Source organism: Rhodococcus ruitaii (assembly GCF_055230935.1).
In genome coordinates this window covers 99,463-116,260 of sequence record NZ_JBUYWC010000002.1, presented here as the reverse complement: position 1 = coordinate 116,260, position 16,798 = coordinate 99,463, and the positions used below count along the sequence as shown (strand labels likewise).

The window sequence follows — 16,798 nt, the reverse complement described above, 5'->3', positions numbered from 1 at the left end:
GCGACTTCCGTGATGTGCATTCACGGTGCCGCAGACGTCCGGTGGATCAACTCGATCAACGACCGCGACAGAGCCGATACGCGCTTCGAGCCACGATCCCAATCGACCTGTTCCTCACCCCGGTACTCCCGAGCAGCAGCATGAAGCAGTTCCGCACCATCGGCGTCGACTCGCTTCGCTGCCAGGCCCGCCGCACGATCCTTCGCGACGATCTCGCCCGTCTCCACCGTATGAAGCGCACGCGCCAGGGTCAGCAGAACATTACGACCGTCACTGTGCAGATCTTCGACGAGTGCAGGCACGGCAGCGAGCTGGGCTTCCCGCAAGAGGGCGAAGGGTACCTCGGCGACCAGACTGTCGAGGGATGGACCATGCAGCACTCGGTGCGATGCCCGAGCTGTCGCGAGCAGGATCACCACGTCAGGATCGTGCTCTGGCTCGGGCACGTAACCCCGGGTGAAATCGCTCCGGCGCCACTCCCCGAACTGGAAGTCACGCCATGGGTCACCGGCCAGAGGATCGAGGGTGTCTGCGACCAGACTCGTCACCTCGAGCGGACGCCGGTCGGCGACATCCGGAAAGTCTTCGGCGTGACCCTTCCATCCCGAGAGCCCGAGCAACAAGGCGACCAGCGATCGGCGCTCCTCGACCATCAGCGACTTGCGCGTCACGAGCAGCAGGTCGACATCGCTCTCCGGGCCGAGCCCCGTCGTCGTGCTGGAACCATAGAGATACACCCCAACGATCCCGCCGGGGTCGTCTGCGAGCACTCTGCCGAGAACAGTCCGGATCAGATCGTCCATAACAGCCGAGACTACGCACCGGATGCCCTTCGAGAGCAAGCACCGAACCATTCGGCGGACACACGGAGCTCAGACGTTGAAGCGAAACTCATCCACCTGAGAAGTAAGCTCACGCATCACTCTGACCTGGGATTTTACATATCAAACCTGAACTCCACCGGGTTCCGGCACATACGGCCATCTGCAGGAAGCGACTACCAAGCGCGTCCGCGCAGGTCGATGTCGCCGTCCGGCCGCAGCTCGAGCGACGCGGCGATCGGCCGGACGAGGATCGGCTGGCCTGGCTCCTCCACGTCAGGTTCCTCATTCCGCCCGATCGACCTCTCTCGGGCAGCGATCCGCTTCATGCGTCGGCCTGCCATGGATCGACCAGCTCCACGCCGGTGTGCGCGAAGTCCTTCGCATTGCGCGTCGCGCAAGTCGCTCCGTGCGCCAGACAGATCGCGGCGATCTGCGCATCGGCCGCGCTGATCGGGGCGCCTGCAGCCTCCCGTGCCACGAGCACGTCGGCATAGCGGCCGGCCGCCAACTCGTCGAACGCCAGCAGGGCGCGACTGCCCCGGTATGACTCGATCACCGCGTCGAGGCGCGTGTCCAGCTCATTCTTGCGCCGGCCGTCAGGTAGCCTCCGGACACCTGCAAGCAGCTCCGCGAGGGTGATGGCCGTTATCGCGACGTCACCCGTGAGCGATGCGAGCCAGTCCACTACACGCGGCTCGGGCGAGGGACGAAAGACCTCAGAGATGACGTTCGTGTCCAGGACAATCACTCGAAGTCCACCGCCCGTGCGCCGTCAACGCGCTCCGGGATCTCCAGCTCTTCGACACCGCCGACGTCCTGCGCTGCAGCGAGCAATGCCATCCCGATGTGCGGCCGCCGAGCGGCTTTGGTGAGAATGTCGCGGACCTCAGCCTCCATGGACCGGCCATGTACTTTCGCCTGTGCGGCGAGCTGCTGCTTCACGCCGTCGTCGAGTCCGCGGACGATGATGGATGACATCGGCGACCACCTCCTTTGCTATCACATATGATAGCACTCAGGACACCGGCCCGCCGGAGCCATGTCGCGGTCCGTCGAGGTCGGCGTCACGGGCCACGCCCCCGATTACTCCGCTGACGCGACCTGCCACCGAGAACCCGACCAAGGCAAGTGCGAGGCACGCGCCGGCCAGACCGAAGAGGGCCTCGTGGAGGTTCCAGAGCGGATCCGCGCCGTCGTGCTTGCCGGCCCGCGCTATCGCCAGTCGAATACCGATCACGATGGTGAATGTGGCGTTCTGCCGGAACTCCCCCGAACCCCACGAGCGCCCAGGGCTGGCTCGCCGGTCCGCCGACGCGTGCCAGCATCCCCGTGGCGAACAGCATCGCGTCGGTGTGGCCGTCATCAACGTCCCGCCCCGCAACAAACTAGCCATCCGAGACGGCTTTTCATGGACTGCGAGCGAAAGGCTTCTGCTCCGGACCTCAGTTCGAAAATCGAAACTCCACCGCATTTCGGCACGTAGAGCCATCTGGCTTCCCGGTCGCTGCGCTACCGTTCCTCGGGCACCAACGCATTGGCGACGTCGCCCTCAGGCAAGATCAGGCGTGCGATCGCAGTTCGGTCGTCGTCATCAGACTCGTCTTCCCAGAGGTCCGTCAGCAGGTCACGCACTGCGCCAACAAAGTCCGACCACACCGTCCACGGCTGATCCTCCTCGGCATCCCACTGCAGGAACGACCCATCGCCGGCCGAGAAGACCGTCACGGTCCCGCATGTCCACAGCGGCACGAGGTCGTCCCTTCGCGAGGAGCGCACGATCGACCATGCCGGCCCGTCCAGGGACATCGACACCGATTCGGCCCGGTAGTCCAGCGCCGGATGCACGGCCGCTCCGCCGCGCGTGGCGATCTCGACGACACTCTCAGGCAGTCCGCGGGTTCGGATGCGCTCAGCCAGATCGTCGCGGGGGACGTTCGCCGGTTCGTCTGTGTCGAACTGATGGTTCATGGGTTCGTCCGGCTCCGGTTCTGCACATCACGCATCCTCAATTTGTACACTGAACAGATCGGGTTTTCACCCGACGATCTCGAGGAGAGTTCCATGGCGGCACGCGGTCCCCGCGGCGACATCACTGCGCAGCGCATCCTCGATGCTGCCGATCGGCTGCTGGCAGAGCACGGCCGGGTCGAGGGCATCTCGCTGCGGTCTGTCGCGGCGGAGGTCGGCGTCGCTGTCAACGCGCTCTACACGTACTTTCCGTCGCTGGACGCGGTCTGGCACGATCTCGCCGACGCGCGCCTGGGCCTTCTCGCCCCGCAGGACCTGCTCCACCGCGAGTGCGCGCACTGTGCGCTTCTCGAGCTCGCCGACCGTGCGGTAGTCGCCATGTCCACCCCTGGAACGATCTCCCTGCTGCGCCGAGGTCCTGTGCTCGGGCACTCGTCGTTCGTCCTCAGCGAGACGATCATGACGCTCACCGAGCGCGGGAGCCTCGACCCCCGGGACGCGCATGACCTCATCGTCGGCTGGTTCTACGGCAGCGCAGTGCTGGACGGCGAGGGATGGACCTCGGGCACCGACGCCATCCGAGAGGTCGAGACCCTCGCCGACTTCCCCCGGATCGCCGGGCGCAGCCAGCCCGACCGCCGTCGGCAAGCCGAGGCGATCCTGCGCGGCATCGGACTGACCTGCTCGGCCACGGGCACCTGACTCTCTCATCCCGCGCACCGAAAGGACCGACCCCATGGGTCTCCTCCGACATCGACCTGCTGAACCGGCACGGCCTCCTGGCCCGTCGCCGTTCATAGCCGAGGCACTGGGCCGAGTCTGCGAGGAGTACGGCGGCTTCGACACGCTCACACCCCTCACCACCGCCGACATGTTCGGCACGACAGAGCAGGAAGCGCACGTGACAACCTTGGTCCCTTCGCACCTCGCCGGCCGCGTGGCCATCCTCGAAACGGACACCGGACGCCGGTTCGGGCTGCGCTCCTCCGCAGGGGCCGACCGGTTCGAGATCCGGTACAGCGGCGAACTCCTGGCAGAGCACGGTCTCATCGTCGGCGGCGAGACTCCCACCCTTGTCGTGGCGCGAGCCGTGGACACCGGCGAGGAGATCGTCGTCTTCGACGAGGGTAGGCACGGCTACAACGCCATGTTTGTGGACGAGCACGACCCCGCCGTCCTCGACGCCCGCCAGGCCCGGATCGTCTTCGAGCATGAGGGACGCACCGAGTTCGCCGTCGAGATCGAAGTCATCGACAACATCGACTGGGACGACGAGGAGGACGAGGTCCGCGATGAGGACGGCACGCTGCGACTCCTCACCGGCGAGGAGATCAGCCCCGAGCGGCTGCGGGCCGATGGCTTCGACGTGCTCGGCGTCGCCGTCATCACCTCAGACGGGCGACGCCTCGACATCGTCGACGAAGAGCTCGCCTGATATCACTACGAGAGACCGAGGAACCACGTATGGCCAGATCGAAGCACGTCCCCTACCTCGACAGCGCTCAGGACGGTCTGTCGCCTGCGACAAGCCACCCGGACTACGTCGCCGTGGTCCCGGACTGGTTCTGGAGCGAGGACGATCCACGTGCGCCGTTCGGCAGCGACGACGGACACGACACCCTCAGCACCCTGCAGGAGCACTTCATCCAGGGCGGCGGCGACGAGCACGTCCCGGGCTGCATCGCGACCCTGATCTCCGACTGGACGCTGGTACCCGAGCGGATCTGGGAAAGCTCCGCGGACGAGATCACCGCCTGGCTCGACGCGGACGAGAACCACGTCCGGTGCCTGCACAGCGAGATCGACGCCTACATCGCCGCCGCGTGCGGGCAGTTCAAGACCTCCGGGTGGATCCACCCCGCACTGCGGTTCTGGGCCGAGCGCGCGATGATGCTCCTCGAGCACGTCCTGGACCCGTGGGAGCAGAAGACCTTCGGGAACGCGCCAGGGCGGTATGTCGAGAAGCTCGCTGCGACTCGCGCGGTCATCCACGCCGCCCCGGAGCCACCGAAGAGGATGCAGCTGCGCATGTACCGCAGCACGTAGGCCGAGGGCGAGTCGGCCCCACCGCCGCACGGCCTCCCCGGGGTGGATCATTCTGGGTGATACCGAAACCCGTGATGAAGTACTCCATGAGGACCGCGAATGGTCGACCGGCTTCTGGCGGCGGGACTCGTCACTCGAGAGGCCGACCCGACGGACCGCCGACGAGTCATCGTGACGGCAACGAACCAGGCACTAGAGCGTGTCGCTGACTTGTATGGACCCATGCATCAAGGCCTCCAAGACCATCTTGAAGGACTTCCCGACGACACCCTGCGGAACGTCTGGCACCCACAACCCGACGCGCTGCTGCTCCCGCCCCTTCGAAGCTGTCGTCGTGCAATCAGGGTCGACCCGCCGCGTCGACGGCCTCGAGCCGCGGCCCGATCGACTCGGCCATCATGATGATCTCCTGCTCGCGGATCTGATTCCTGCGCGACGCCGCCCGCCAGCCGGTGAAAACACTGGTGATGCGTTCGATCCTGCCGCGGGCCTGCTCGAGGCTGAGGCTGCACTCGTCGGCCAAGGCGAGCAGGGCTTCTGCCTCATCGGGCAGCGCTTCAGCCCCCATGATCGAGGTCGCGCGTACTCGCCACGGGTCGGGGGTCGGGTTGACGTCGAACGCTGGGCTGAGGGTCCAGTGGCCGCGGTCGACGAGGAAGCCGTGGTTGCGCAGATGGTCATCCGTGTTGCCGAGAACGACACTGGCGACCACTCGGTCGAACAGCTCATGATGATCCGCTTTGGGCGAGCGGGAGAGGTCCCGGATGGCTCCTGCGATGTCGGCGTAGTCGCGGTAGTCGCCGTCGCTGGCTCCCAGCGCCGTCATGGCGCTGATGTAGCCGACTCTGTGCTCGTGATCCGTGCGATCGAACCGGCGCAGAATGAGCACACTGCGTTCCCCCACTCGCGTCAGTCGACGCCATGGCGTCTTGATGCCTACCGCCTGCAGCAGGTCCAGCGCCGTGGCCTCCCAGGCCATGACGTCCCACCGATCACTGGAGTGCGGAAACTTCGCAATCGCCAACGCACCGTCTTCGAGGCGCACGGAGGCCTTCGGCCGCGCGCCGCCGAGGCCCGTCGTGCCCGTATCGAGGAGTTGCTTCACCGCTGCAGCAGGATCAGCATCCGAGGCGAGCTCGTCGGCGGCGTGCAGGAGCTCGGGAAGCGAGATCAACTGGGGAACGTGCGCCGGTGGACCTATGAAGGCGTCACTCCCGGCGAACCGATACCGCAGCGCACCCTGGCGGGTGTCGTCGCTGACATCGTGCAGGAAGTCCAGGTCGTCAAGCCGGCGCGGCGCGCGGTCCTCGGCGCGGGCACGCAAACGCTCCGCCTTCTCGATCAGGTTTCGGCCCCAGCGGTCCGGCGCACTGTCTGCGAATGCGCGCACGAGGCCGGTCTGGTGCTGCGCGCCGGAGACCAGCGGCAGCGCAGGATCGACGCTCGTGCCGTCGCCAGCCAGATAGCCCGCGTCGTACAAGAACGTGGTCGAGAGTCTGCCTCGCCGCCGGGTGAAGTGCGCTTGGCCCACCAAGCGCGGGCCACCAGAGCCATCGACGAAGACGTCGATCGCAGTCATCGGGCACGCTTCTTCGCGAGGTTGCCCGCCCGCAGTCGGCCGATGTCGCTCCCGAGCGGATCGATGGCGTCGACGGCCTGATCGAGCACGCCCACGGCACGCAGCACCTGGGCAACGTTGTCGAAACCCACGCCCGGATCTCCGGCCTCGATCTTCCGCAGCGTGTCGCGGGTGATGCCCGCACGCTCGGAGACCTGCTGAGCGGTGAGCCCGAGCACCATGCGCCAGCCGCGCACGTGCTCGCCGAACGCATTCAGCTGCTCCTCGATCCGGTAGCCAACCATGGGTGATCCTCCCGTATATGACGATATACGGCAGGCGTATCGTATAGATATGGCGAGTCACATAGCCATATGCTGACGACCCGGGACGAACACCGACCTCAGGGCCGATCCGCACCGGCGTCGTGGGGCGGAGTCCAGGTGAACTTTCGAACCGGGCTCAGCACGGCATCACTGAGCGGGGTAACGCTGGCCAACCCACGTTTGGGATGACAGCATCATCGACGGCACGGTGGCTGCCGCATGGAATGGATGTATGGATCATCTTCAGGCGCCAGCACGGCCTGCACCGACCATCCGTGCCGAGCAGATCGTCAAGAGCCGAGAGGCAGCATGGGGCAGCCACATCCTTCGGGGTGTCTCACTGGAGGTGAGCGGTGGCGGACTCACCGCGGCACCGCCGCCGACGTCGTTGGAGTCGTCGTTGCTGTGCACTACCGTGAGCACGGGCGTACCTTCCCGCCAGCGTTGGCGCGCTCGACTTGATCAGAAAACCTGGACTCGAACTCCACCGCATTCTGAGGCTCAGGAACGGTCGATCAACGAGCCGGACCGAGGGACCACGGCCAAGGTTCTACTGACAGCCGAACGCCACCTCATCCGAAGGTGAGGACGATCTTGCCTACGGTTTCCCTTGAGCGGAGCCGGTCCGTCGCATGTTGGAGATCGGCGACATCCAGGGTGGAGTCGATGACCGGGACGATGTCGCCGCGGGCGACCGCGGGCAGCACTTGTTCGCGAAGCGCCTCGAGGATCGGGACGGTCTCCCAGTCCCGGGAGAATCCGAACGAGACCCCGTGCACGGTCAGGTGCCGGTAGGACAGGGCGTCGAGGTCAATCGTCGAGGCGGGGCCGGCGAGCCGGCCGATGTTCACCACGTGCCCATCGACGGCGGTCGCGGGCAGGCACTGAGCGAAAGTGTCGCCGGCTACGTGGTCGAGGACTACATCCGCGCCCTCACCGTTCGTCGTGGCCAGCGCCGCTTCGGTCAGGTCCTCCTCGCCGGTGATGATCACCGCGTCCGCACCCAGGCCCGTGAGCAGGTCCTTCTTGACTGCGGTCCGCGTGGTCGCGATTACCCGCGCGGCTCCGAGGGCCTGGGCGATCTGGATGCCGATCATGCCGATGCCGGTGGTCGCGCCGGTGATGAGCACGCTCTGCCCGGACCGGAAGCCGGCGACGGTGAGCGCGCCGAACTCGGTCAGCAACGCGGTCGGCAGCGCGCACGCCGCCTCCGGTGCAAGCCCTTCTGGACGCGGCAGTACGAACCGGTGATCGGCGACCAGGTACTCGGCGAACGCGGACGGGAAGGTGCCCATCACCGCATCCCCGATCTTCCAGTCGCCGGCATCCGGGCCGAGGGCGGCGATCTCACCGGCGTACTCGAACCCGGCGATCGCCTCCTTGCCTGTTCCGCCGCTGCTGGGATCGGCCTCGGCGAGCATGGGCAGGTCGGCGTTGTTGGTCGCCGACGCCCGATTGCGGATGAGGACCTGCCCGGGCCCCGGAGTGGGGGTCGGCACCTCGTCGAGAATCCACTCCGGTCCCCGTCCGAGCAGGAGGGCTCTCATTGTGTCGGTCATGGGGTGATGCTCCGTTCGTTCTCGTGTGCAGTGCGTGTCCACTGTCGTCTCCTACCCTTCAGCGGGGCTCGATGCGCAGCGTTGCCTGCTCGGAGGTGGCGTTGGTGATGCCCCGGGTAGGTGCGCCGTCGACGATCGCGTGCCACACCGGAGTCACGCTCCGCAGCGTTCCGTCCCGGCGGCGACCGGCGACGCGGATCTCGTAGGCGCGCCCGATCGAGGCGAGTTCCTGCTCGGACCAATGGGGTATGTCAGATCGGCCTGCTGCTGTCGTCTGCGGCGACACGTCGGCTCAGAGGTTCTCGGTGAAAAATGATGCGAGCTTGTCGAAGGGGATCAGGTCGGTCTTGTCGTACAGGTCGACGTGGTTCGCGCCGGGCACGGTCAGCAGTTCCTTGGGCTCGGCGGCGGCGGCGTAGACGTCCTCGCTGAAGTACAGCGAGTGCGCCTCGGTGCCGGCGATGAGCAGGATCGGGCGGGGCGAGATCCATTCGATGTGCTCCAGCAGCGGGAAGTTCACGAACGACGGGGTGCTGGTCACGGTGAACTGGCTGAGCGCGTTATGGTGGTAACCGCGTGGGGTGGAGTAGAACTCGCCGAACTCGCGGGCGATCGGATTGGTGTTCTCGTCGAAGCCGATCGCTGCTCCGCGGCCGGTGAGCACCGGGGCCGGAGCTTCGAAGTCGGAGTATCGCTGCTCGGCGTTTGCCGCGAGGGCTTGTTTGCGGTCCTCCTCGGAGCCGGTGATGCTCTCGCGCTGCATGCGGGAGATGTCGTACATCGACACGGTCGCGATCGCCTTGATGCGCGGGTCGACCTGCGCGGCGCTGAGGGCGAAGCCGCCTGAGCCGCAGATGCCGATCGCGCCGATCTTCTCCCGGTCGACGAAGGCGCGGGTGCCGAGGAAGTCCACTCCGGCGTGGAAGTCCTCGACGAAGAAGTCGGGCGAGGACAGGTGTCGGGGCTCGCCGCTGCTGTAGCCGTTGAAGGACGGGTCGAAGGTGAGCACGGCGAACCCGCGCTGGGCGAGGATCTGCGCGTACAGGCCCGGGCTCTGCTCCTTGACGCCGCCGTAGGGTGCGCCGATGATCAGCGCCGGGTGCTCGGCGGTCTCGTCGAACTCCTTGGGCGTGTAGAGGTCCGCGGCGATCTCGATGCCGTACCGGTTCTTGTAGGACACCGGGGTGCGGGTGACGTGCTCGTCGAGGTCGAAAATGTAGTTGTCCATCATGTTTTCTCTTTCTGAGTTCTCGCAGATAGTCGTTCGGTCGACCCGCAGCCGGGTTCAGTCGGTGTAGACGTCCTTGGCCATGCTCATCGCGGTCCATGCCTTGGGCCAGCCGGCGTAGAACGCAGCGTGGGTGAGGATTTCGGCCATCTCTTCGGCGGTGACGCCGTTGGCCTTGGCGCGTTGGATGTGGCCCTGCAGTGTGGGGGTGAGCACGCCGCTGGCCATGATCGCGGTCACGGTCACGATGCTGCGGTCCCGCGCGGAGAGCTGGGCCTCTCGCGACCAGACCTGCCCGAACAGGACGTCGTCGTTGAGCTCGGCGTACTTCGGAGCGAAATCTCCGAAGGTGTCGCGGCCTGCCGTCACTTTCTCAGCCATGGTCCTTCTCCTCTCATTTGCCCGAGTAGACGGGGAAGTCGCTGTGCTCGCCGTAGTCACGGGCCTTCAGGTCCTGCAGCGCGGTCATGTCGGCCGCGGAAATCTCGAAATCGACCTGCGTGTTGGAGCGCATGTGGTCCGGGTTGGCGGTCTTGGGCAGCGAGACCGTGCCCAGCTGGAGGGTGTAGCGGATGCACAGCTGCGGCACCGTGACGCCGTACTTCTCGGCCATCGCCTGCACGTCCGGGTTCTTGAGCATCTCGCCGTGGGCGATCGGCGAGTAGGCCTCGACGAGGACGCCCTTCGATTCGCAGTAGGCGATGAGCTCTGACGGAGTGTTGCCGACGTGGGCGAGCAGCTGATTCACGTGCGGGACAACCGTGCAGGAGGCGAGGATGTTCTCCAGGTCGGTCTGCAGGAAGTTGGAGACACCGATGGCGCGGATCTTTCCTGCCGCATATGCCTTTTCCAGCGCCTTCCACGCCTGACGGTTGCCGTCGGCGTAGTCGCCGCCGCGGAAGTCGTCCCAGGGCTGCGGGGCATGGACCAGCATCAGGTCGACGTAGTCCAGGCCCAACGTCTGCAGGGAACCATCGATCGCGGCGACCGCGCCGTCGTAGTCCTTGATTTCGGCGGCGAGCTTGGTGGAGACGAACAGCTCCGAGCGAGGGGCGCTGGCGGTGCGTACGCCTTCGCCGACACCGCGCTCGTTGCCGTATGCCTGGGCGGTGTCGATGTTGCGGTAGCCGATCCGCACGGCGTCTCGGACCGCCTGCGCGGCCTTGTCGTCGTCGATGAACCAGGTGCCGAGCCCCAGCTTGGGGATTACGACATCGTTTGCGAGCGTGTAGGTCTCGTTCAGGATGCTCATGCGTTCTCTCCGTTCTTCGGCAGCCGGCCGTACATCTCGTCGGTGACCGGCTCGAGCCATTCGTTGCTGACGTCCTCGCCCGGGGTGACGAAGGCGACGTGGGAGAACCACGAGTCGGCCTTCGCGCCGTGCCAGTGCTTGGTGCCCGCCGGGACGCGAACCGTGGTGCCCGGCACCATGCTGATCGGCTCCTCGCCCTCGGCCTGGTACCAGCCGGAGCCTGCGGAGCACAGCAGGATCTGGTCGCCTCCGCCGTTGCTGCCGTGGTGGATGTGCCAGTTGTTGCGGCAGCCCGGTTCGAACGTCACGTTGCTGACCGGGACGCTGCCGTCGGTCAGCGGGGCCAGGTAGCTGCGCCCGATGAAGTATTGGGCGTAGGCGTCGTTGGACTCCCCGAGCGGGAAGATCTGGTCGAATCCGTTCTCAATCATGGCTATCTCCTTCAGTCGTTCTGGTCGTTGTCGACGGTGTAGCGCAGCCACACGGCCCCGCCATCGCGCGTCTCGGCCGCCTGCAGCGTGAACCCGCGAGGACTATCCGAGGTGCGGCCGGCTGTCTCGAACAGCGACGAGCTGTCCGTGGCGCCGTCCGCGGCGGGGGCGAGGACGATGCTGAGCTCGTCGCACAGCCCGGCCTGGATGAAGGACCAGTTCAGAACGCCCCCTCCGCCGAGCATCAGCGTCTCGATGCCGAACAGGCTCTGGAGCTTGTCCAGCAGCAGTTCGAAGTCGAGCTCCTCATCCCCGGCGATGACGTAGGAGATGCCCAGGTCACGCAGGAATGCCTTGTACGCGTTCGACGCCTTCCCGGTGAGGACTTCGAGCACATGCGCCGTGGTGGTCTGGTAGGTCACCTCCGGGCTGTCCCAGCCGAGCTTCCCGGACGGGTCGATCGACACGTAGCACTTCTCCGCGTCGCGCACGGCGACGAAATCGCCCTCGGGTACCGGGGCCGCGTCCTCATCCAGGACGGGGGCGCGGTGGTGGGTGAAGTTGTCGTCGGTCGTCACCCGGCCCGACAGCCACCCCTGGTGCCGGTAGTGCGCGTCCTCGCCGAACGCAAGGTCGTAGAACACCTCCCCGGCGGCCGACGCCTCCGGGGTGCGCATCCAGTTCCCGATGATCTTCCCGTCCAACGAGGTCATCATGTGGCAGAACACGTACGGCCGCGTCACTATCGCTTCTCCCCGTCCCTTGCTTCTCTGTCGTTGATTCACTTGTCAACAGTCCTGCGCGACTGGCAGTCCCACCAGAGGAAGGATTCATCCTGGGAGGGATTCCTCCCCCTCACACAGGGATGCTGTTCGAGCACAATGGAGACATGACCCCCGACACCCGGCAGAACGAGCTCGGCACCTTCCTCAAGGCCCGCCGTGCGGAGCTGACCCCGCGCAAGGCGGGGCTCCCCGACGGCGCGGGACCGCGTCGTGTCGCAGGGCTGCGGCGGGAGGAGGTTGCCACGTTGGCGGCGATCAGCACCGACTACTACACCCGTATCGAGCAGGGACGCATCCAGGTCTCCGCCCCCGTCCTGGGCACCCTCGCCGACGTGCTCAGGCTCGACGAGGACCAGCGCCGCTACCTGTTCAGCCTCGCCGGCAAGCCGTCCACCAGGACACCCCGGCAGACCGTGCAGAAGGTCAAGCCGCAGCTGCAGCGACTCCTGGACGACCTGGCCGCGACCCCGGCGATCGTGATGGGAAGGCGCATGGACGTCCTGGCGTGGAACCGTCTCGCCGCGGCGATGATCACCGATTTCGGCCAGGTCCCGGCAGCCCGCCGCAACTACGTGCGGATCCTGTTCACCGACCCGGCCATGCGCACCCTCTACAAGGACTGGGAATCGGTCGCGAAGACGGCCGTCGCCCAGCTGCGGATGGAGGCCGCGAAGTACCCCGACGACCCTCGACTCGCGGCGTTGGTCGGCGAGTTGTCGGTCCAGGACACGCAATTCGCTCAATGGTGGGCCGCCCGCCACGTCGCCAGCCTCTCCACCGGCACCAAGACCCTCGTCCACCCCACGGCGGGCGAGCTCGTCTTGGACTGGGACACCCTCGCCGAAGCCGGCGACGCCGACCAGCAGCTAGTTGTCTGGACCGCCCCACCGAACAGCCCAACCCGCGAGGCGCTGCGCTTCCTCGCCTCGTGGACGAATCATCCGCACCGATGGGGAGGCAAAGCGCTCGTGTCCCGTCAGACGCTTGCGGACGGTTGAGCCTCGTTCTCGACCACCGGACCCTGCACGTCGTATCGCAGCCACACACTGCCATCCTCGAGCGGCTCGAAATTCTTCAGTGAGAATCCGATCGGCACGGGCGCAGAGTACTTCTCATTGGCCTCGAACAGGGAGTTGGTGTCGTTCTCCCCATCCGCAGTCGGCATGAGGACCAGGCTGATCTCGTCGCAGAGGCCGTCGCGAATCATCGACCAGTTCAGTGTGGCCCCACCACCGAGGATGATCTCTCCCGTGTCAAAGACGTCGCCGATCTTGCGTACGGCTTCTGCCATGTCCAGCTGCTCGTCTCCCGCGATGAGGTAGGAGACGCCGACGGACCGCAGATGCGCCTTGAAGGCATCGCTGACCAAGGCCGGGATCAGTTCGACGATGTGGACGTCGACGTCGAAGTAGGTGAAGGTGTTCCGATCCCAGGCGAGTTTCCCGGAACGGTCGACGGCGAAATAGTGCATCTGCGCGTTGGGGTCGGCGATGAAATCACCGGCCGGCACGGGCTCGGTCGGTTCTGGGAGCTCGATCTCCGACTCGCCGCCCAGGATCGCCCGGCTCGTCCCGCTTCCGCTGATCCACCCTCGGTGCTTCGTGAAGAAGCGGTTCTCGCCGAGGAAAAGATCGAAGTACAGCTTCTGCGAGCGCATACCGACCGACGTCGGGTTAGCGACGCCGTCGATCTTCCCGTTGAGCAGTGTGTGCATGTGGCAGATGATTCGTGGGCGGGACATAACTCTTCCTTCTCCTCGTACAGCGGATGATGAGTGCTGGTGGCGGCCTCTCGCCGCGAGGCCCTGAGCCTTGGTCAGTTGTGTCCGGCGTAGATCTGGGTCTGCCCACCGTCGACGGTCAGCTCGATTCCATTGATGAAAGACGCCTGATCCGAGGCCAGAAACGCGACCGCGTTGCCGATATCGGCAGGCTGCCCCACCCGCCCGGCCGGGATTTCTTCGACGACGCGTTCCACGTATGCCTTGGCTCCGTCGATGCCCATGTCCTTTTCGTAGGACTCGGTCTCGATGACGCCCGGGCTGACCGCGTTCACCCGGATACGGCGATCGCGCAACTCGTTCGTCCAGGTACGCACGAAGCTACGCAACCCAGCCTTCGTCGCTGCGTACACACCGAAGGTGGGCAGACCCATGTCCTTCGTGATCGAGGTGTTCACGATGATCGTCGATCCGTCGGGCATGAGCGGCAGAGCGGCCTGCACGGTGTGGATGGTTCCTTTGAGATCCAGATCGAGTCCGTGCGAGATCTGTTCGTCGGTGAGCTTGTCGATCGTGTTGTACCAAGCCGCGCCAGCATTGGCGAAGACGATGTCGATCCTGCCGTGACGCTCACGGATCGCGTCGACGACGGCTTCCAAGTCGGCGGGCGCGGTCACATCGGCCGAGAGCACGCTCCCCCGGTCTCCGAGCGCGGAGGCGGCGCGTTCCATCTTCGCGGCGTCGCGTCCGGTGGCATACACGAACGCGCCTTCCTCAGCGAACTTCAGCGCGGTGCCCAGGCCGATCCCCGAGTTCCCGCCGGTGATCAGGGCGATCTTTCCTTCCAACATTCCCATGCGGTCCTCCTTGCCGTGGTGACCTGGTGTCACGCCTCGGGGACCTCGATGCCGAACGCGTCGAAATCGAGATCGTCGGGAACCATCGTCATGCCCTGTTCGAGGGCGTCGATGCGGGCGATCTCCTCGGCCGTGAGTTCGAAGTCGAACACGTCGAAGTTCTCCGCGATCCGGCTGGGCTTCACGGACTTCGGGATGACCTGGCGGCCCTCCTGGATGTGCCAACGCAGCATGACCTGGGCGGGCGTCTTGTCGTGCGCCGTCGCGATCGCGACGATGGCGTCGTCTGTGAGGGGGGTGTCGCCGTTGCCGTAGGTGCGCAGGCCGCCGATGGGCGACCATGCCTGGGTGAGGATGCCATGCTCGCGGTTGAACACCTGCAGCTCTCGCTGCTGGGTGTAGGGGTGCACCTCGATCTGATTGACCGCCGGGACGACGTCGGCCTCGGCCAGCAGCCGCTCCAGGCGCACGGGCAGGAAGTTGCTCACGCCGATGGCGCGCACCTTGCCGTCGGCCAGCAGGGTTTCCAGGGCCTTGTACGCCTGGATCGTCTTGTCGAACGCCTTCGGGTAGGCCTGGTGCAGGATCAGCAGGTCGATCTGGTCGACGCCGAGCTTCGCGGCGCTCTTCTCGAAGGCGTGCAGGGTTTGGTCGTAGCCGTAGTCGACGACCCAGACCTTGGTCTCGAGGAACACATCGGACCGGTTGAACCCCGAACGCTTCAGCGCCTCGCCGACTCCCTTCTCGTTGCCGTACGCGGCGGCGGTGTCGATGTGCCGGTATCCGGTGTCGAATGCCGTCTGCACCGCCTCGGCGGTCTCCTCAGGAGGGGTCTGGTAGACGCCGAAGCCGAGCTGCGGCAGCTCGACGCCGTTGTTGAGGGTGAAGTGAGACTGTGCGGTGGTCATCGCTGACTCCTTCCGAGAGCTATCGGGAGCAAAATCGGATACTTCGCATCCATATAGGCAAGAGTAGCACGCATTCGGATACATCGCATCCGCTTATGCGCGGATCGCGGGTCGCGGGTGCGGTTCTTGACGGTCATCTCCCGGCGAAGGAGCGACTGAAGCTCTGTCCGGACTGAACGAGGCGTCGGGCTGGCCCGAGCCGGTCGCGCTCGTAGGCGCGAAGCGCATCGGGAACCTGGCTGGGCGCCACTCCGCGGAGCGCATCAGCGAGGGCGGCCGCGTCGTCGAGGGCAGCCGCGAAACCGCTGCCGGTCATCGGCGTCGGCACGTGTGCGGCATTGCCGACCAATGCCGCGCGTCCGCGGACCAGCAGGTCGGGGACATACTCGGCGATCGGGGTCGCGGTGATGGCGCGGCGTCGGGCGCTGTCGGCGATCGCCGCCGCCCACGGCGCGGACCAGGCCCTGCCGGCTCGGGCCGGGAGCTCACGGTAGATGCTCTCCGGCACGTCGGAGGCGTGGATGGAGTGGCGCACCACGCCGTCGCGGACCGCGCCGGTCGAGGCCAGCAGCCTGCTGCGATCGGCGTCGTACCAGGCCCAGCCGAGACGCCGCATCCCCGGCTGCAGGCTTCCATCCGGGCCAGGCAAGGGATATCCGAGCAGGACATGATCCCCGCTGGACTGGATGTCCAGCCCAGCGGGCCACGGCCCACGCAGGTCCAGGTCGCGCTCGCGGGCGATGCCGACCCAGAGCAGGTAGCCGGCGAAGTCGGCATCCGGCCGCTCGGGCGCGACGTGACGTCGCACGCGGCTGCGATGACCGTCCGCGCCGATCAGGATGTGTGCGTGGTACCGGGTTCCGTCGTCGGTCCTGACCCACGCCGCCCCTGCATCCTCGCCGACGGACTCCACCTGTCGACCTTCCAGCAGTGAGATGGAAGGACTCAGGAGTGCCGCCTGGACCAGGCCCTCGCGCAGGTCTTCCCACGCCACGGACCGCAACCCGCGGGGCTGGCGCCCGGGCCCGGGCCCGGGCCCGGCGAGATGATCGAGCACCACGGCGGCGGCCTCGTGCCCGATCACCCACTCGAGATCAGCCGGGTGCACCGCCAGGGCAGCACCGCTGCGCCGCACAGAGGCGCGCTCCAGAACAATGGCTCGCGCGCCGATCTGCGCCAGGGCCAGCGCACTCGTCAATCCCGCCAGCGACCCGCCGACGACCAGCGCCTGCGGCCCGTGCACTTCTTCACCCCTCATATCTACTTCCCTCTTCCAGGACTCGATACACAATCCGGATGTCTCGTATCCAGATATGTCCACAATAACGTGCATGTG

Annotated in this window: 24 protein-coding genes; 5 read left to right on the top strand and 19 right to left on the bottom strand. The window is 66.3% G+C overall.

What is annotated here, in order from left to right; all coding sequences use genetic code 11:
• Positions 1-20 precede the first annotated feature (20 nt).
• The 5 genes from ACZI8W_RS01590 to ACZI8W_RS01570 all read right to left on the bottom strand — a co-directional run bounded on the left by ACZI8W_RS01590 (position 21) and on the right by ACZI8W_RS01570 (position 2,792).
• A complete protein-coding gene (locus ACZI8W_RS01590; protein WP_463366735.1) occupies positions 21-803 on the bottom strand; it encodes an aminoglycoside adenylyltransferase domain-containing protein in 783 nt (260 codons plus the stop codon).
• A 343-nt stretch (positions 804-1,146) separates the two neighbouring features.
• A complete protein-coding gene (locus ACZI8W_RS01585) occupies positions 1,147-1,572 on the bottom strand; it encodes a type II toxin-antitoxin system VapC family toxin (protein WP_463366734.1) in 426 nt (141 codons plus the stop codon).
• The gene (locus ACZI8W_RS01580) at positions 1,569-1,802 is read right to left on the bottom strand and encodes a FitA-like ribbon-helix-helix domain-containing protein (RefSeq protein ID WP_463366733.1); all 234 of its coding nucleotides are present in this window, start codon (positions 1,800-1,802) and stop codon (positions 1,569-1,571) included. The genes ACZI8W_RS01585 and ACZI8W_RS01580 overlap by 4 nt, the downstream gene beginning before the upstream one ends.
• A gap of 37 nt (positions 1,803-1,839) precedes the next feature.
• Positions 1,840-2,061, bottom strand: coding sequence for a hypothetical protein (locus tag ACZI8W_RS01575; RefSeq protein ID WP_463366732.1), 222 nt, complete (start codon positions 2,059-2,061; stop codon positions 1,840-1,842).
• A 272-nt stretch (positions 2,062-2,333) separates the two neighbouring features.
• Positions 2,334-2,792: a hypothetical protein gene (locus ACZI8W_RS01570; RefSeq protein ID WP_463366731.1), complete on the bottom strand. Its 459-nt coding sequence runs from the start codon at positions 2,790-2,792 to the stop codon at positions 2,334-2,336.
• 93 nt (positions 2,793-2,885) lie between these two features.
• Here ACZI8W_RS01570 and ACZI8W_RS01565 point away from each other — a divergent pair, with 93 nt between their 5' ends.
• From ACZI8W_RS01565 to ACZI8W_RS01550, 4 genes are all read left to right on the top strand, one after another.
• Positions 2,886-3,494, top strand: coding sequence for a TetR/AcrR family transcriptional regulator (locus tag ACZI8W_RS01565; protein WP_463366730.1), 609 nt, complete (start codon positions 2,886-2,888; stop codon positions 3,492-3,494).
• 34 nt (positions 3,495-3,528) lie between these two features.
• Complete coding sequence (locus ACZI8W_RS01560; protein WP_463366729.1) at positions 3,529-4,227, top strand: hypothetical protein; 699 nt, start codon at positions 3,529-3,531, stop codon at positions 4,225-4,227.
• 29 nt (positions 4,228-4,256) lie between these two features.
• Positions 4,257-4,838 (top strand): hypothetical protein, encoded by a 582-nt coding sequence (locus ACZI8W_RS01555; protein ID WP_463366728.1) that lies wholly within the window; start codon positions 4,257-4,259, stop codon positions 4,836-4,838.
• Between the two features lie 99 nt (positions 4,839-4,937).
• Positions 4,938-5,240 (top strand): MarR family winged helix-turn-helix transcriptional regulator, encoded by a 303-nt coding sequence (locus ACZI8W_RS01550; protein WP_463366727.1) that lies wholly within the window; start codon positions 4,938-4,940, stop codon positions 5,238-5,240.
• Here the strand turns inward: ACZI8W_RS01550 and ACZI8W_RS01545 are convergent.
• From ACZI8W_RS01545 to ACZI8W_RS01500, 10 genes are all read right to left on the bottom strand, one after another.
• The gene (locus ACZI8W_RS01545) at positions 5,179-6,417 is read right to left on the bottom strand and encodes a type II toxin-antitoxin system HipA family toxin (protein WP_463366726.1); all 1,239 of its coding nucleotides are present in this window, start codon (positions 6,415-6,417) and stop codon (positions 5,179-5,181) included. The two genes, ACZI8W_RS01550 and ACZI8W_RS01545, sit on opposite strands and share 62 nt — an antisense overlap.
• Positions 6,414-6,701, bottom strand: coding sequence for a helix-turn-helix domain-containing protein (locus tag ACZI8W_RS01540; protein ID WP_463366725.1), 288 nt, complete (start codon positions 6,699-6,701; stop codon positions 6,414-6,416). Before ACZI8W_RS01540 ends, ACZI8W_RS01545 begins: the two co-directional genes overlap by 4 nt.
• A 264-nt stretch (positions 6,702-6,965) precedes the next feature.
• Positions 6,966-7,145, bottom strand: a complete 180-nt coding sequence (locus ACZI8W_RS01535; RefSeq protein WP_463366724.1) for a hypothetical protein — start codon at positions 7,143-7,145, stop codon at positions 6,966-6,968.
• 149 nt (positions 7,146-7,294) lie between these two features.
• Positions 7,295-8,281, bottom strand: coding sequence for a quinone oxidoreductase family protein (locus tag ACZI8W_RS01530; protein WP_463366723.1), 987 nt, complete (start codon positions 8,279-8,281; stop codon positions 7,295-7,297).
• A gap of 58 nt (positions 8,282-8,339) precedes the next feature.
• Complete coding sequence (locus ACZI8W_RS01525; protein WP_463366722.1) at positions 8,340-8,567, bottom strand: hypothetical protein; 228 nt, start codon at positions 8,565-8,567, stop codon at positions 8,340-8,342.
• Positions 8,568-8,573: 6 nt separating this feature from the next.
• Positions 8,574-9,509, bottom strand: a complete 936-nt coding sequence (locus ACZI8W_RS01520; RefSeq protein ID WP_463366721.1) for an alpha/beta hydrolase — start codon at positions 9,507-9,509, stop codon at positions 8,574-8,576.
• A 57-nt stretch (positions 9,510-9,566) separates the two neighbouring features.
• Positions 9,567-9,890 carry a carboxymuconolactone decarboxylase family protein gene (locus ACZI8W_RS01515; RefSeq protein ID WP_463366720.1) on the bottom strand — a complete coding sequence of 108 codons (324 nt, stop codon included), beginning with the start codon at positions 9,888-9,890 and terminating at the stop codon, positions 9,567-9,569.
• Between the two features lie 13 nt (positions 9,891-9,903).
• On the bottom strand, positions 9,904-10,761 hold the full coding sequence (locus tag ACZI8W_RS01510) for an aldo/keto reductase (protein ID WP_463366719.1): 858 nt from the start codon (positions 10,759-10,761) through the stop codon (positions 9,904-9,906).
• Positions 10,758-11,192 (bottom strand): cupin domain-containing protein, encoded by a 435-nt coding sequence (locus tag ACZI8W_RS01505; protein WP_463366718.1) that lies wholly within the window; start codon positions 11,190-11,192, stop codon positions 10,758-10,760. Before ACZI8W_RS01505 ends, ACZI8W_RS01510 begins: the two co-directional genes overlap by 4 nt.
• 11 nt (positions 11,193-11,203) lie before the next feature.
• Positions 11,204-11,935, bottom strand: coding sequence for a dihydrofolate reductase family protein (locus ACZI8W_RS01500; protein ID WP_463366717.1), 732 nt, complete (start codon positions 11,933-11,935; stop codon positions 11,204-11,206).
• Between the two features lie 146 nt (positions 11,936-12,081).
• Between ACZI8W_RS01500 and ACZI8W_RS01495 the strand changes: the two genes are divergently transcribed.
• Entirely contained in the window at positions 12,082-12,975 is an 894-nt protein-coding gene (locus tag ACZI8W_RS01495; protein ID WP_463366716.1) for a helix-turn-helix domain-containing protein, read from the top strand.
• Here ACZI8W_RS01495 and ACZI8W_RS01490 read toward each other — a convergent pair.
• From ACZI8W_RS01490 to ACZI8W_RS01475, 4 genes are all read right to left on the bottom strand, one after another.
• Positions 12,954-13,718, bottom strand: a complete 765-nt coding sequence (locus tag ACZI8W_RS01490) for a dihydrofolate reductase family protein (protein WP_463366715.1) — start codon at positions 13,716-13,718, stop codon at positions 12,954-12,956. The genes ACZI8W_RS01495 and ACZI8W_RS01490 overlap by 22 nt on opposite strands.
• A gap of 74 nt (positions 13,719-13,792) precedes the next feature.
• On the bottom strand, positions 13,793-14,554 hold the full coding sequence (locus ACZI8W_RS01485; RefSeq protein ID WP_463366714.1) for an SDR family NAD(P)-dependent oxidoreductase: 762 nt from the start codon (positions 14,552-14,554) through the stop codon (positions 13,793-13,795).
• Positions 14,555-14,583: 29 nt separating this feature from the next.
• On the bottom strand, positions 14,584-15,462 hold the full coding sequence (locus ACZI8W_RS01480; RefSeq protein ID WP_463366713.1) for an aldo/keto reductase: 879 nt from the start codon (positions 15,460-15,462) through the stop codon (positions 14,584-14,586).
• A gap of 133 nt (positions 15,463-15,595) precedes the next feature.
• On the bottom strand, positions 15,596-16,720 hold the full coding sequence (locus tag ACZI8W_RS01475) for an FAD-dependent monooxygenase (protein WP_463366712.1): 1,125 nt from the start codon (positions 16,718-16,720) through the stop codon (positions 15,596-15,598).
• Positions 16,721-16,798 lie beyond the last annotated feature (78 nt).